The organism is Streptomyces sp. NBC_01591, assembly GCF_035918155.1.
Lineage (GTDB): Bacteria > Actinomycetota > Actinomycetes > Streptomycetales > Streptomycetaceae > Streptomyces.
Map to the genome: position 1 here is coordinate 3437021 of NZ_CP109327.1, position 14685 is coordinate 3451705.

Here is a 14685-nt window from a genome sequence, read left to right on the forward strand (position 1 = left end):
GATCACGACTCCGCAACCGTGTGCCGGACGCCTTCACGGGCCCTCGGGTCAGGGCGTTCCCGGCGCCGAGTTCCCCGTGTCCTGTGCGGGTGCGCCCTCGTCGTCGCCGCTCAGCGCCAGCCAGCCGCCCACGCCCAGCGCCACCACCAGCACCAGGGCCACGGCGCCCAGCGTGAGGCGGCGCTTGCGGACGGCCGCGGCCTTGTTGCGGGCCGAGCCGGGGCGGGGCGTGCCCGGGGAGCGGGGGGCCCTGGCCGTGCCGCGGGGGCCGCCGGAGAGTTCGTCGGGGGCCGGGACGCGCATGCTGGTGTGGGTGTCGCGGTTGGAGTCGGCGGACGAGCCGGGGACCAGCGGGACCGCGCCGCGGCGGCGGGGCTCCTCGGGGGCGGGGGTGTACTGCTGCTCGTCGTACGCCTGGGGTTCCGGCTCGGTGTCCGGTTCGTCCACGTCGAGTGGCGGGATGCCGGCCAGGTGCGGGAGCTGTTCGCGCAGCCGGGCCGCGAGCTCGGAGGCGCGGAGCCGGGAGGCGGGGGCCTTGGCCAAGCACTGGACCAGGAGCTGCCAGAGCTCGTCGGGGATGCCGGGGAGCGGTACGACCGTCTCCGTGACATGGCGGCGCAGGACGGCGCCGGGGTGTCCGCCGCCGAAGGGCGTGAAGCCGGCCAGGAGTTCGTACAGGACCGTGGCGAGGGCGTAGATGTCGACGGCGGCGCGCGGCGGCAGCCCCTCGACTATCTCGGGGGCCAGGTAGTCCGGCGTACCGATGATCTTGGTGGCCTTGGTGCGGCGGGGGGTGTCGATCAGCTTGGCCACACCGAAGTCGGTGAGCAGCGCCGGGTGCGAGCCGCCGGGGCCGAGCGGGCCCTCCATGTCGAGCAGGATGTTCTCCGGCTTGACGTCGCGGTGGACCACTCCGGCGGCGTGCGCGGCGGCGAGGCCGTCGGCGACGTCCGCGATGATCGCCACGGCGGCCTCGGGCGCGAGACGGCGTTCGCGGTCGAGGCGGGTGCGCAGGTCGGTGCCGCGTACGAGGTCCATGACCAGTGCCAGGTCGTTGCCGTCCACCACGAGGTCGCGGACGGCGACGACGTGCGGGTGGTCGAGCCCGAGCAGGGCGGTGCGCTCCTGGACGAAGCGGCCCACGAGTTCCTGGTCGGACGCGAGGTCCTCGCGGAGCAGCTTGATGGCCACCGGGCCCTCGGGCCCTTCGCCGAGCCACACCGTGCCGGCGCTGCCGCGCCCCAGGATCTGGTGTGCGGTGTACCGGCTGCCAATATTCCGTGCCAAGACTGCTCCCTCAGCGGCTGGCGATGGACCGTCGCTCATGACCCCCGGTCGACAAAGTTACGCGTCGACCGGGGGGTTGAGTGCCCGGGATGGTGCCAACCTTCACTTCTGCGGGCGATATGCGGTGGAAACTGGCCCGTGGAAGTCGATATAGCTACAGAGTTGATGGTGTTGCGGCCGCTCAGGGGCCGGTGTTGCCAGTGCTGCTGCCGCTGTCGCTGCCGCCGCCCAGTTTCGAGATCCAGTCCGTGACGGTGGAGACCGTGTCGCTGATCGCGTCCCAGTAGCTCTTGCCCTGGCCGATCCAGTCCTGCAACGGGGTCAGTTCCCAGATCAGCCAGCCCGCGACGAACAGCAGCACCAGGGTGAACAGACAGCCCTTGAGGCAGCCGAGGCCGGGGATCCTCATCGGGTTGGCGCTGCGCTGCCTCGGCTCGCGGGGCTGACGCGGGGCCGGCGGCTGGGGTGCCGGCTGTTGCGGGGGCGCGTACTGCTGGCGCTGGGGCTGCTGCTGGGGCTGGTGCTGGGGTTGCGGCTGGTACTGCTGCTGCCGGCGCTGGGGGTACTGCTGCTGCGGCTGCTGCTGCGGCTGCTGGTACTGCTGCGGCGGCTGCCGCCGCTGGGGCTGCTGCTGGGGCTGCTGCTGGGGCTGCTGACGCTGGGGGCGACGGCGCAGCGGGTCCTGGCTCGGGTCGAGGTACTGGACCTGGGTCTGGTCGTTGCGGTCGCGGGCCGCCTGGAGCTGGGACTGCCAGGGGTGCGGCCCGTCGGGCTGCGGAGGGCCGTCCGGGCGGGGCGGCACGGGCGGCAGGACCGAGGTCGGGTCGGCGGGCCCGCCCTGGCCCTGGCCGGGGGCGTGCTGCATGACGCTGGTGGCGGCGCTGGGGTCGTACGAGCCCGCGTTGCTCGGCAGCACCTGCGTCGGGTCCGCCGCGCCGGGGGTCCCCGGAACGGCCGCGGGCGCCGGATCGGGTGCGAGCAGGGCGCCCACACCGTCGGCCGCGGCGATCTGGGCGGAACTGGCGTGCACGCCGATACCGTCCGCGACGACGCGCAGGCCACGGGCCAGGTTCTCGGCGCTGGGCCGCCGGTCGGGGTCCTTGCTCAGGCAGCGCTCTATGACCGTCCACAGCGGGGCCGGGACGGTGGAGGGGCGGCGGGGCTCCTCGCTGAGGTGCCGGTGCAGCACTTCGAGAGCGGTGCCGCCGGCGAACGGCGGACGGCCGGTGACCAGCTCGTACAGCAGGATGCCCGCGCCGTAGATGTCGACGGCGGAGGTCTGCGGGCGACCCTCGGCGGACTCGGGCGCCACATAGGCGGGGGTGCCGACGAACTCGTGGGTCCGGGTGAGCCCCGGGGAGTCGGCCAGGCGCGCGATGCCGAAGTCGGTGAGCATCGGGTGCATCTGGCCGTCGCGCTCGTCGAGCAGGACGTTGGCGGGCTTCAGGTCGCGGTGGACGACGCCGTCGGCATGGCTGGCGGCGAGCGCGTCCGCGATCTGCGCGGTGAGCAGCGCGGCGGCGACCGGGGTGAGCGGGCCGTTCTCGCGGAGGTAGCGGTGCAGGTCGGGGCCGTCGACCAGGTCCATGACGAGGGCGAGGAGGTCGCCCTCGACGACCAGGTCGCGGGTGCGCACGATGTTCTCGTGAGTGAGCCGCAGCAGCACGGAGCGCTCGCGCAGGAACCGCATCACGACGTCCGCGTCGTTGGCGAGCTCCTCCTTCAGGACCTTGATCGCCACGGTCTCGCCGGGCTCGCCGGCGACGGCCGCCTCGGCGCCTGCGGTCTCCCGCTGGCGGGCACGCCAGACGGTGCCCGTGGCGCCGCGTCCCAGCGGCTCCTCCAGGAGGTACTTGCTGCCTACCGGCCGCACGTCATGCGCTCCCTGCAGATCGTGATGATTGCGGTACTCCCGGATCCGCCCGGGAGTTTCCGGCCCACTCTAGGGCCTGTCCGGCGGGGGTGGGCGGCTCCGTCCGGTTGCTGTCCTCGCCCTGTGCGCCGTTGGCCGGATGCCGCCCCGAGGAGGCGTCGGCCGGTTGCGGAACAAGACGCTCAGATCGGGCGGATGGTTGCCGCACGCATGTGCGATGAACCGTTCCGGACGCTCTTCCGGAACGGGTTCCGTCGCCGCGGACACCATTCCAAGCAGGCACTTATGGGCGCACAGCCGACGTTTCATGATCACTTAGCGGTGACCCCCCGGCGTGTTGTCAGTGGCAGGTGCGAGGATGCCTCCAGCACGGACTGTGGGGTCGGGAGCCCCGCGGCACGTGACGAACCTGTACCGGACGACGCGTCCGTGTCGGGTGGGGGGAATCACACAGGGCGTTTCCCCTGCCCGGCGCCCCGCGCAGAAGGGACCGCTGACGGCGATGCAGATCCGGCTGACCGTCCTCGCGCCGCGCAGCGGCCAGACCCCGGCGCGCGCGTGCGACGTGCTGGTCACCGCCCCGTCGGGGACGGCGCTCGCCACCGTGGCATCCAACCTGGCCGCGGCCGTCCTGGGGCCCGACGGCTCGCTCGGCAGCGGCGCGGTGGTGCTGTTCGCCGGGCGTGAGCGGCTCGACGCCCAGCGGTGCGCGCTGGGCGAGCCACCGCTGGTGGACGGAGCGGTGCTCTCGCTCCAGGTCCCGGGCGAGGACGAGGCGGTGGACGACGCCGTCCCGGCGCGGCTGCACGTGGTCGCGGGGCCGGACGCGGGCGGGGTCCATCTGCTGCACGGCGGGCAGATCCGGATCGGCCGCTCCGCCGACGCGGACGTCCCGCTCGACGACCCCGATGTGTCCCGGCTGCACTGCGCGGTGACGGTCTCCGCCGACGGCCTGGTCTCCGTGGCGGACCTCGGCTCCACCAACGGCACCCTGCTCGACGGCACGGAGGTCCGCGACCGCCCGGTCCGTCTGAAGCCCGGTGCGCTGCTGCGGCTCGGCGAGTCCACGCTCCGGCTGACCTCCGGCGCACCCGCGCCGACGCTGGCGACGGCACCGGACGGCGAGGGCCATCTGCGGGTGTCCGGCACGGCGGCCACGGCCGGTACCGACGGCCGCTCCGCCACGGAGCACGGCTCCGGTCACGGCTACACCTCTGCCGTCTCCCCCGGTTCCGGGCCCGTCTCCCACGAAGGGGCCGATCCCGGCTACGGGAGCGGCGACGACGGGCGGACCGGCGGACGGCGACCGTCCTCCGCCGCCCGCCCCGCCCCCGCCCCGGACGACGGGTCGCCCCGGCGGGGCGGGATAGGCGCCTGGGCACGCAGACTCGCGGGCAACAAGGGCGAGCCCGTCCACGAGGCGACGCCCGACGGGACGGGGGCGGCCGACCCGTTCCCGGCTGCCCCCGTGGCACCGTCGGGGCCCGCCGCGCAGAGCGTCTGGCCCGACCCGGCGGCCGTGCTGCTGACCGCGCTCGGCCCCGGCCCCCGGCTGTGGGAGCGCGGCACCACCCACCCCGAGGCGCTCGTGGTGCGTCTGGGGACGACGGACCGGGCCGAGCTGCCCGCCGTGCCGGTGACGGTGGGGCTGCGGGAGGCCGGTTCGCTCGGGCTCGCCGGGCCGCGGACCCGGCTGGCCGGACTCGCCCGTTCGACGGTGGCCCAGCTCGCCGCGCTGCACTCCCCCGCCGATCTGGAGATCGTGCTGATCAGCACGGACCGCGCCCGCGGCGCGGACGAGCGCAGGCGCGAGTGGGCCTGGCTCGGCTGGCTGCCCCATCTGCGGCCGATGCACGGCCAGGACTGCCGGCTGCTCCTCGCGTACGACCGCGAACAGGCCACCGCCCGCACGACGGAGCTGGTGCGCCGGCTGGACGACGGTCCGCTCGGGCCCGGCTGGGCGAGCCTGGACCGCGCCACGGTCGCCGAGACCGCGGAGCGGTACGCGGGGCCGTACACCGTGGTGATCGTCGACGGCGACCCGGGCTCGGCGGCGCTGCGCGAGAACACCGCCCGGCTGGCCGCCGCCGGTGCCGCGGCCGGCATCCATCTGATCTGTCTGGCCGAGACCCCGGCCGCCACACCCACCTCACCGGTCGCGGCGACGTACGAGGCCGCCTGCCACGCCTCGATCGCGTTCCGCGAGTGCGGGGCGGTGGCGATGCTCAGCGGCGACGTGGCGACGGCCCTGCGGCTGCTGCGGACGGCGGACGGCCGGGCCGCGGGCCGCGGCACGGTCGCCGCGGTGGACGCGGTGTCGGCGCACTGGGCCGAGCGGTTCGGCCGGGCGCTGGCCCCGTTGCGTACGGAGGGTGCTTCCACGGCCCACGGCCGGCCGGCCTCGGCCTCGCTCCCGACGACCGCCCGCCTGCTGGACGAGCTGGGCCTGGCCCGTGCCACCCCGGCCTCCCTGATGGCCCGCTGGGCCTCCACCGCGGACGACCAGCCCGGCGCCACGGTGCGCGGTTCGGGCCGCTGGACTGGCGGACCGGCGGGCGGCGGCACGGACGGCGGCGCCGATCCGGACACCCGCGGCTCGGGCCGTACGGAGTATCCGCGCGGCGCGGGTCCCCGCGTGGGCGCCCAGCGCACGGGCGGCGCGCCGGGCCCGGACGGCACGGGCGGATACGCCCCCGGCTCGGGCCGCACCCCGTACCCCGGCAGCGAGAGCGCCACCCACATCGGCACCCCGGGCCACGCCCTCGCCCCCGACGACGTCCACGACTCCGGGCGCACCCCGTACCCGGACTCGGGCCGCACGCCGTACCCCGCCGGTTCGGCGCCCCGGGTCGGCGGGCAGCGTTACGGCAGCTCGCCCGGGGACACCCCGAGCTCGCGGACCGTTCCCGGGTCCGGGACCGCTTCCTGGGGCGGCGTCGACCGCAGTGGTGATGTCCAGGGGGCCGACAGTCTCCGTTCCGCCGGGTCCGGGCGCGGCTCGAACCGGGTCAGCGGGCCGCGCGGCGGCGACACGCCCCGGATCGCCGCGCGAGGCGCCGAGAGCGCCGCCACGGCCGGACGCACCGCCGCCGAGGGCGCCGACACGGGCACCGGCACACCCGCGCCGGCAGCCGCCCCTTCCCCGGCCGAAGGCACCGCCCCCGCCGCCGTCGGACGGCCCGTGGTGGTGCTCGGGGCCGGGCCCCGGGGCGCGGTCAGCGTGGATCTGGCGGAGGAGGGCCCCCACCTCCTCATCGAGGGACCGGCCGGCAGCGGACGTACGGAGTTGCTGCGGGCCGTCGCCGCCTCGCTCGCCGCGGCCGCCCGGCCCGACCTGCTGGGCATCCTGCTGGTCGACGGCGCGGGCGGCGACCGCGGCGAGGGCCTGCGCCCCTGTACCGAACTCCCGCACGCGTTCATGCATCTGGTGGCCTCCGATCCGGTGCGGATGCGGGAGTTCGCCCAGGCGCTGGGCGGCGAGCTGAAGCGCCGCGCCGAGCTGCTCGGCCAGTACGACTTCACCGAGTGGCACCACCGGCACGAGGTGGCACGGCGGGTGGTCGGCCAGCGCCCGCCGACCAGCACGGAACAGCACGGTGACGTGGACGCCCCGATGAGCGGGACGCTCCGGCTGCGCCCCGCCGCCCGGTCCTCGGACCCCGGTCCTTCCCCGCTGCCCCGGCTCGTCGTCCTGGTCGACGACTTCGACGCGCTGGTCGCCCCCGCGCTCGGCAGCCCCGGCCGCCCCGCCGCAGGTTCGGTGGTGCGGGCCCTGGAGGCCGTCGCGAGGGAGGGCGGCCGGCTGGGCGTCCACCTGGTCGCGGCATCCGCCCGCCCGGAGCGTACGGAGGACACGGACCTGGCCCACGGGGCGCGGCTGCGCATCGTGCTGGACGCGCCGGTGGTCCCGCGGTCGCCGGAGGACCCGGCGCCCGGACGGGGCAGGCTCGGGCACCCGGACGGGCGGGTGACGCCGTTCCAGGGCGGCCGGGTGACCGGGCGCATCCCGCGTACCGCCACGCTGCGGCCCACCGTCGTGCCGCTGGAATGGGAGCGGATGGGGGATCCGCCGACCCGGCGCCCCGTCCGTGAGCTGGGCAACGGACCGACGGACCTGGCGCTGCTGGCCAGTGCGCTGGAGAGGGCGGCCCGGTCGGTGAACGCCGAGCCGATAGCCCCGTTCGGGCCCGTTCACCCCTGAGAGGGACCGGGTCCGGACATCCACTGACATCACGTCACGAGCCCATTACGATCAAGGAGTTGACACGAGAAGCGGTATTGCGGCGCCCCTGCACGGGGCGTAGGACTGTGCGCACACAACGATGTGAGAGACGGGGAAGCAATGCGCACAACCCTTCGGATCAGCAGGGCCGCCGCGGTGTTCACCGCCGTCGGCGCACTGGCCCTCACCGGATGCAGTGACGACGGCGGAAAGGACAACCCGGACAAGAGCTCGGGGAGCGGCAAGGGAAGCCCCTCCAGCGTCGTACTGCCCAAGCTGGACGGCGAGAAGCTCTCGGTCGCGGCCGTCTGGACCGGTACCGAGCAGGCCAACTTCGTCAAGGTCCTCAAGGAGTTCGAGAACCGCACGGGCGCGAAGGTCACCTTCGTCCCGGCGCAGGACCCGATCGTCAACTTCCTCGGTACGAAGATCGCGGGAGGACAGCCGCCGGACGTCGCGATGATCCCGCAGGTCGGCGCGATCCAGCAGGCCGCCCAGAAGAAGTGGGCGAAGCCGGTCGGCCCCGAGGCCAAGGCCCAGCTGGCCAAGAACTACTCGAAGGTCTGGCAGGACCTGGGCGCGGTGGACGGCGCCCAGTACGGCGTCTACTTCAAGGCCGCCAACAAGTCCCTGATCTGGTACAACGCCAAGGCGTTCGAGAACGCGGGCGCGGCCGAGCCGAAGACCTGGAAGGACTTCCTCAAGACCGCCGAGACGGTCTCCGCATCGGGTGTCACCCCGGTCTCGGTCGGTGGCGCGGACGGCTGGACCCTCACCGACTGGTTCGAGAACATCTACCTCTCCCAGGCCGGTCCGGAGAAGTACGACCAGCTGGCCCAGCACAAGATCAAGTGGACGGACCCGTCCGTCAAGGACGCGCTGACCACGCTCGCGCAGCTCTTCGGCAAGCCGTCGCTGATCGCGGGCGGCGCCGACGGCGCCCTGCAGACGGAGTTCCCGGCCTCGGTCACCCAGACGTTCACGGGCGGCGACCAGCCCAAGGCCGCGATGGTCTTCGAGGGTGACTTCGTGGGCGTCAACATCGCGCAGACGAAGGCGAAGATCGGGACCGACGCCAAGGTGTTCCCGTTCCCGGCGGTCGGTGCCGAGTCCCCCGTCGTGACCGGCGGCGACGCCGCGGTGGCGCTGAAGGACGGCAAGGGTGCCCAGGCCCTGCTGACCTGGCTGGCTTCGACCGACGCCGCGCAGATCATGGCCGAGCAGGGCGGGTTCATCTCGCCGAACAAGGCCCTGGACGCCTCCGCTTACCCGAACGAGGTGCAGCGCACGATGGCGAAGGCGCTGATCTCGGCCGGTGACTCCGTCCGGTTCGACATGTCCGACCAGGCGCCGCAGTCGTTCGGCGGGACGCCCGGCAAGGGCGAGTGGAAGACCCTCCAGGACTTCCTGAAGAACCCGAAGGACATCGCGGGGACCCAGGCGAAGCTGGAGTCCGACGCGGCCAAGGCGTACAAGAGCTGACGGGATGACGACATCCGCAGCGGGGGGCGCCGACGCGGTGCCCCCCGCCGACACGCAATCGTCCGCGGGGCCATCGGTACCCGCGCCCAGGAAGCCGTCGGATCCGCCGTCCGGCGGCCCGGGACGCAGCCGCCGAAGTGTGACCGGCACCCGCCGGTTCATCGCGGCCCTCTTCCTGGCACCCGCGCTGGTGCTGCTGGGCGCGCTCGTGGTCTATCCGATCGTGTACTCCGTCTACCGGTCGTTCCTCGACCAGGCGGGTACGGGCTTCGCCGGACTCGACAACTACAAGGCGCTGTTCACGGACGACACCATCCGTACGGCGGTCAAGAACAACGCGATCTGGGTCGTGCTCGCGCCGACGGTCTCCACGGCCCTCGGGCTGATCTTCGCGGTGCTGACGGAGCGGATCCGCTGGGGCACGGCGTTCAAGCTGGTCGTCTTCATGCCGATGGCGATCTCCATGCTCGCCGCCGGCATCATCTTCCGGCTGGTGTACGACGCCGCCCCGGAGCGCGGGGTCGCCAACGCCGTATGGGTGGGTGTGCACGACACGTTCAACGAGTCGGCGGGGTACCCGAAGGCGCACCCGCTGCCCGTCCACCCGCTCAAGGCGGGCGACGGCGGCTCGTTCGTCACCAAGGCGCCGATACGGGCCGGGCAGCCGGTGCAGCTGCCGCTGGTCGGTGTGATCCCGGCGAACATGCCGAAGGACGCGAAGCCCGCGAAGGCCGCCGCGGCAGGGGACGGCGAGATCGCCGGCACCGCGTGGCTGGACTTCACCAAGGGCGGTGGCGGCCGGCCCAACGTCATCGACACCAAGGAGCTGGGGCTCAAGGGCCTCAAGGTCGAGGCGGTCAAGGACGGCAAGGTGGTCGCCTCGGCGACGGCGGGCGCGGACGGTACGTTCACCCTGCCCGCGTCGGCGGACGGCGCCGGAATCCGGCTCCCCGTCTCGAACTTCAAGGAACCGTACAACGGGGTCGAGTGGCTCGGCCCGACCCTCGTCACCCCCGGGATCATCGGTTCCTACGTCTGGATGTGGGCCGGGTTCGCGATGGTGCTGATCGCGGCGGGGCTCGCGGGGCTGCCCCGTGAACTCCTCGAAGCGGCCCGGGTGGACGGCGCGAACGAGTGGCAGGTGTTCCGCCGGATCACGGTGCCGATGCTCGCGCCCGTGCTCGTGGTGGTGCTGGTCACGCTGATGATCAACGTGCTGAAGATCTTCGACCTGGTCTTCATCATCGCGCCGGGTTCCTCGCAGGACGACGCGAACGTGCTGGCGCTCCAGCTCTACCGGTCCTCGTTCGGTACGGACGCGGACCTCGGGATCGGCAGCGCCATCGCCGTACTCCTGCTGCTGCTGGTACTCCCGGTGATGTACGTCAACATCCGCCGGATCCGGAAGGAGGGGCGCCGATGACGACAGCGTCGACCACGAGCACGACAGCCGGAGATGTTCCGGTGAAGGCCGAGCGGTCCCTCGGCGCACGTCTCGCCGCCCGCGCCGGCGGCGGTGCGATGCGGATCTTCCTCGTCCTGGTGGCCCTGTTCTGGCTGATGCCGACGATCGGGCTGCTGCTGTCCTCGCTGCGCGGCGCGGACGACATCGCGTCGACGGGCTGGTGGAAGGTCCTCACGGCCCCGTCCCAGCTCACCTTCGACAACTACTCCCGGCTGCTCGACAATTCGACGATCACCAACTCCCTCCTCAGCACGGTCATGATCACCGTCCCGGCGACCGTCCTGGTCGTCGTGATCGGTTCACTGGCCGGATACGCCTTCGCCTGGATGGAGTTCCCCGGCCGCGACTGGTGGTTCCTGGTGGTCGTGGGGCTGTTGGTGGTCCCGGTGCAGGTCGCCCTGGTCCCGGTCTCCAAGCTCTTCGGTGCGGTCGGGATCTTCGAGACGACCTTCGGCGTGATCATCTTCCACACGGCCTTCGGTCTGCCCTTCGCGATCTTCCTGCTGCGGAACTTCTTCGCGGAGATCCCGAGGGAGCTGCTGGAGGCGGCCCGGCTCGACGGGGCGGGCGAGATCCGGCTCTTCACCCGGGTCGTGATGCCGCTGGGCGGTCCGGCGATCGCCTCGCTCGGGATCTTCCAGTTCCTCTGGGTGTGGAACGACATGCTGGTCGCGCTGATCTTCGCGGACTCGGACTCCCCGCCGATCACGGTGGCTCTGCAGCAGCAGGTACGGCAGTTCGGCAACAACATCGACGTGCTGGCGCCCGGCGCCTTCGTGTCGATGGTGATTCCGCTGGCGGTCTTCTTCGCCTTCCAGCGTCAGTTCGTCTCCGGCGTGATGGCGGGCGCGGTGAAGTAGGCGGTGGAGCGAGGCGGCGCCGCCGGACGGGCCCGCGGGCCCGTCCGGCGGCGGCGTCGTCAGCGTTGCTGGCCCGCCATCACCGTGACGAGGCCGACGACCACGAGCAGCGAGCCGCCCCAGGTCCACATCGAGGTCCGCTCGTGCAGCACGGTCGCCCCGGCCAGCACGATCAGCAGATACCCGAGGGCGTTGAACGGGTAGGCGATGGACAGCGGCACCTTGGCCAGGGTCGCCATCCAGGCGAGGGCGGACACCGCGAAGACCACCAGACCCAGGACGACCCAGGGACTGGTCGCGGCGCGCAGGGCGACGGAGCCGCCGCCGTGTCCCGCGGCGGCCGCGGCGCTCTTCATCCCGTGCTTGAGCATGATCTGGCCGCCCGCCGACGAGAACACGGCGAACAGCAGCAGCGTCAGACTGGGGAGGGTCAAGGCCTTGCTCCTGACTGCGTCGCCCGGGGCTTGCGATTCCGGGGCGGGGGTGGGACGGGGGACGGCGGCCTCAGACGCCGACCCGGTCGGCAGGGGCGTACTGTCGGTTGAGGATGTCCTGTACATCGACGTGCTCTCCAGCGATGATCGTCTCGGCCGCATGCGGGGTGAGCAGTGCGACGTGCTGATAGCCGAACAGCGTCGGCCGGATCCGGGTGAGCAGTTTCGACACTCCGCCCAGCACCGCGGGGAGCGGTCCTCCGCCGAGCAGCGCCCAGAACGGGGCCCCGGTCGACGCGATGCCGAGGACGTCGTAGCCCGCTTCCCTGACCGTGCGGCGCAGGCTGGCCCGGGTGAAGAAGCGCAGATGCGTTTCGTCGAGAATGCCGCGCCGGTCGTAACCGAAGACTCCGAGCGCGACCCGCAGCCGTGAGTACCAGTGGCTGAAGTTCGGTACGGAGAGCAGCACATGGCCGCCGGGCCGCAGTACTTCGGCGACCTCGGCGAGTACCCGCTCGGGGCGGGAGAGGTGCTCGATGACGTCGCCGGCGACCACGTAGTCGTAGTCGACACCGATCTCGACCGGCAGCCCCTCCTCCAGGTTGGCGAGGTGGAAGTGGGTGCACTTCTCGCGTACCCCGGGGACCTCGACGTAGTCCACGCCCGTCACCTCGTGGCCGAGGGCTTCGAGGCGCTGTGCGAACAGGCCGCCGGAGCAGCCGAGGTCGAGGACCCGGCCGGGCGGGAGGCTGCGCATCCTCTCCAGGATGACGGCGTGCGAGGAGCCGTCGCCCTCCTTGAACGCGTACTCGACGGGCTTGGGGATCCAGCCGCAGGTGCCGAATCCCTTGACGGCGAGCCGGTATTCGAGGACGTCCTTGACGACGTCCTTCGCGTACTTCATGCCGTTGACATAGCAGATCTCGTCGCCGTAGTACGTGGGGACGGGGATCTCCTTGATCCGCATCCCCTCGTTGAGCAGCTGGACGATGATCTGGGTGTCGAAGTCGAACGCGTCGGTGTTCCGGTGGATCGGCAGCTTCTTGAGTGCCGCGACGCTGTAGGCGCGGTAGCCGGAGTGGAATTCGGTGAGCTGCGATCCGAGAAGGGTGTTCTCCAGGCGGGTGAGAATGCGGTTGCCGAGCCATTTGTACATCGGCATGCCGCCCTTGAGCGCGGACCCGGATTTCATCATCCGTGAGCCGAAGACGGCCTCGCATTCGCCGCGTTCGATCGGCGCGACCATGTCGGGCAGGAATTCCGGGGCGTACTGTCCGTCGCCGTGCAGCAGCACGATGATGTCGAGTCCGTGTTCGGCGGCCAGCGCGTATCCGGCCTTCTGGTTTCCGCCGTATCCGAGGTTCTTGGTGTGCCGCATCACCACGGTGCGCGGCATTCCCTCCGTCTGCGACCAGCGGCAGCCCGCGGTGAAGGTCGCGTCATGGCTCGCGTCGTCGAGAATGAGGATTTCGGCGACCTTGGACCGGAAGTCCTCCGGAATGCGGTCGAGGGTCCTCTCCAGCGTCGTCTCGGCGTTGTACGCGACCACCAGGATGCCGATCCTGGGGCTCGGGCTTTCCTTCACGGGGCGTTCTCCACTTGTGCTCGGTGCTCGATGCTCGGTGTTTGGCGCTCGGTGTCCGGCGCTCGACAGTCGGCGCTCGGTGCTTGCGGGAGCGGTCAGTTGACGGCGGAACCGGTGGGCTGCGAGGTGCGGGGCGTCGTGACCGGGGTCCGCCCGGCGGGGGGCCGTGCGGGCGGGTCCGGCTGTGTGGCGAGGATCTTGCGGACTCCGCTGACGAGCCCCGCGGCGAGAACCACCCAGCCGGCCTCGCCGAGATGCAGCACCGTTTCGCTCCAGTGCACGGCGGAGCGTCCCTGGTAGCCGAGGACCGCTGTCAGACCGAGCAGGCAGCTGTACGCGGCGCCCTCCCAGAACCCGACGACGAACAGTCCGGCGGCGGCCCAGGTCAGGTACTGCAGCGCGGACGCGGTGGAGAGCAGCAGCAGGAGGCTCATCGTGACGGCGACGACGACCGGCAGTTGCGCGGGCCGCAGCCAGGCGAGCCAGACCCCGGCCGCCGCGCAGGCCAGTACGAACAGGAAGTGGCCGTCGCCCTCGATGAAGGTGATGAAGGACTGCGGCAGGCCGAACAGATCGGCGAACCGGACCAGCCCCCAGAGGCGGTGGCCACCGCCCGCGTACTCCAGGACGTTCTCCTTGAGGTTCTGCGGCACGGTCATCAGGACCGGTCCCCAGACGAGGGCGACCAGGGCGGCGAACCCCGCGGAGAAGCGGACGAACGCCGGCCGGCCCGCCCGCAGCGCGACGAGGAACAGCGCCGGGATCACCACCACGGGGATGAACTTGACGCTGATCGAGAGTGCGGCGGCCACCCCGGCGGCCAGCGGCGCCTTCCGGTCCACGAGGAGGTGGGCGGCGACCAGGGCGAAGGTGATGGCGACCGCGTCGGTGTTGCCGTGATAGCCGGAGGTCGCGATCAGTACGGGGCTGACGGCCACGCCCACACCGCAGGCGGCTGCGGCGCCGAGGGAACCGCGCCGGCGCACGATCTCGAACACGAGCAGCGCGCAGAAGAAGTCGGCGATCGAGGCGGGCGATCTGATCAACGTTCCGAACGGGATTCCCAGTTCGGCAAGTTCATTGAGACCGAGCAGCATCCAGCCGGCCAGTGGCGGGTGGTTGTAGACGGGCAGTCCCGGGAGCGGCTGTTCGTAAATCCGAATGGGCCCGTAACGCACGATCGCCTTTGCGAAACCATGAAAGATCCGCACGTCGGCCGGGCCCGGCATATTCGCCGCGATCAGCATTCGGGTGAGAAGACCCGCGGCCGCGGCAATGAGCACCACCGCCCTTGCACGTGACACGTCCCAGGTTTCGCATCGCACTCGGATACCCATGAAAGCAGAACGTAGCAACCCGAAGACGCTGAGCAACGCACCTATGACCACACTTATATGGCCCATTACTTGAATGCACTGCGCATCCGCGCAAACATTCGCACCCCCGAATCACTCGAACGGTTCAGGGAGCGCGTGGT

The 14685-nt window shown here is 72.1% G+C and carries 9 protein-coding genes; 4 read left to right on the forward strand and 5 right to left on the reverse strand.

What is annotated here, in order from left to right; translation table 11 throughout:
* Window positions 1-48: 48 nt before the first annotated feature.
* Window positions 49-1287, reverse strand: coding sequence for a serine/threonine-protein kinase (locus OG978_RS16030; protein WP_326765878.1), 1239 nt, complete (start codon window positions 1285-1287; stop codon window positions 49-51).
* Window positions 1288-1468: 181 nt separating this feature from the next.
* A complete protein-coding gene (locus OG978_RS16035; protein WP_326765879.1) occupies window positions 1469-3160 on the reverse strand; it encodes a serine/threonine-protein kinase in 1692 nt (563 codons plus the stop codon).
* Window positions 3161-3662: 502 nt separating this feature from the next.
* Here OG978_RS16035 and OG978_RS16040 point away from each other — a divergent pair.
* The 4 genes from OG978_RS16040 (at window position 3663) to OG978_RS16055 (ending at window position 11189) form a co-directional block, all read left to right on the forward strand.
* On the forward strand, window positions 3663-7361 hold the full coding sequence (locus OG978_RS16040; protein ID WP_326765880.1) for an FHA domain-containing protein: 3699 nt from the start codon (window positions 3663-3665) through the stop codon (window positions 7359-7361).
* A gap of 141 nt (window positions 7362-7502) precedes the next feature.
* Entirely contained in the window at window positions 7503-8864 is a 1362-nt protein-coding gene (locus OG978_RS16045; RefSeq protein ID WP_326765881.1) for an ABC transporter substrate-binding protein, read from the forward strand.
* Window positions 8865-8868: 4 nt separating this feature from the next.
* A complete protein-coding gene (locus OG978_RS16050; RefSeq protein ID WP_326765882.1) occupies window positions 8869-10287 on the forward strand; it encodes a carbohydrate ABC transporter permease in 1419 nt (472 codons plus the stop codon).
* A complete protein-coding gene (locus tag OG978_RS16055) occupies window positions 10284-11189 on the forward strand; it encodes a carbohydrate ABC transporter permease (protein ID WP_326765883.1) in 906 nt (301 codons plus the stop codon). Before OG978_RS16050 ends, OG978_RS16055 begins: the two co-directional genes overlap by 4 nt.
* A gap of 59 nt (window positions 11190-11248) precedes the next feature.
* Here OG978_RS16055 and OG978_RS16060 read toward each other — a convergent pair whose 3' ends face one another.
* The 3 genes from OG978_RS16060 to OG978_RS16070 all read right to left on the reverse strand — a co-directional run bounded on the left by OG978_RS16060 (window position 11249) and on the right by OG978_RS16070 (window position 14512).
* Window positions 11249-11623: a hypothetical protein gene (locus OG978_RS16060; protein WP_256260352.1), complete on the reverse strand. Its 375-nt coding sequence runs from the start codon at window positions 11621-11623 to the stop codon at window positions 11249-11251.
* Window positions 11624-11693: 70 nt separating this feature from the next.
* A complete protein-coding gene (locus tag OG978_RS16065; RefSeq protein ID WP_326765884.1) occupies window positions 11694-13208 on the reverse strand; it encodes a bifunctional glycosyltransferase/class I SAM-dependent methyltransferase in 1515 nt (504 codons plus the stop codon).
* A gap of 95 nt (window positions 13209-13303) precedes the next feature.
* Window positions 13304-14512: a hypothetical protein gene (locus tag OG978_RS16070; protein ID WP_326765885.1), complete on the reverse strand. Its 1209-nt coding sequence runs from the start codon at window positions 14510-14512 to the stop codon at window positions 13304-13306.
* Between the last annotated feature and the right edge of the window lie 173 nt (window positions 14513-14685).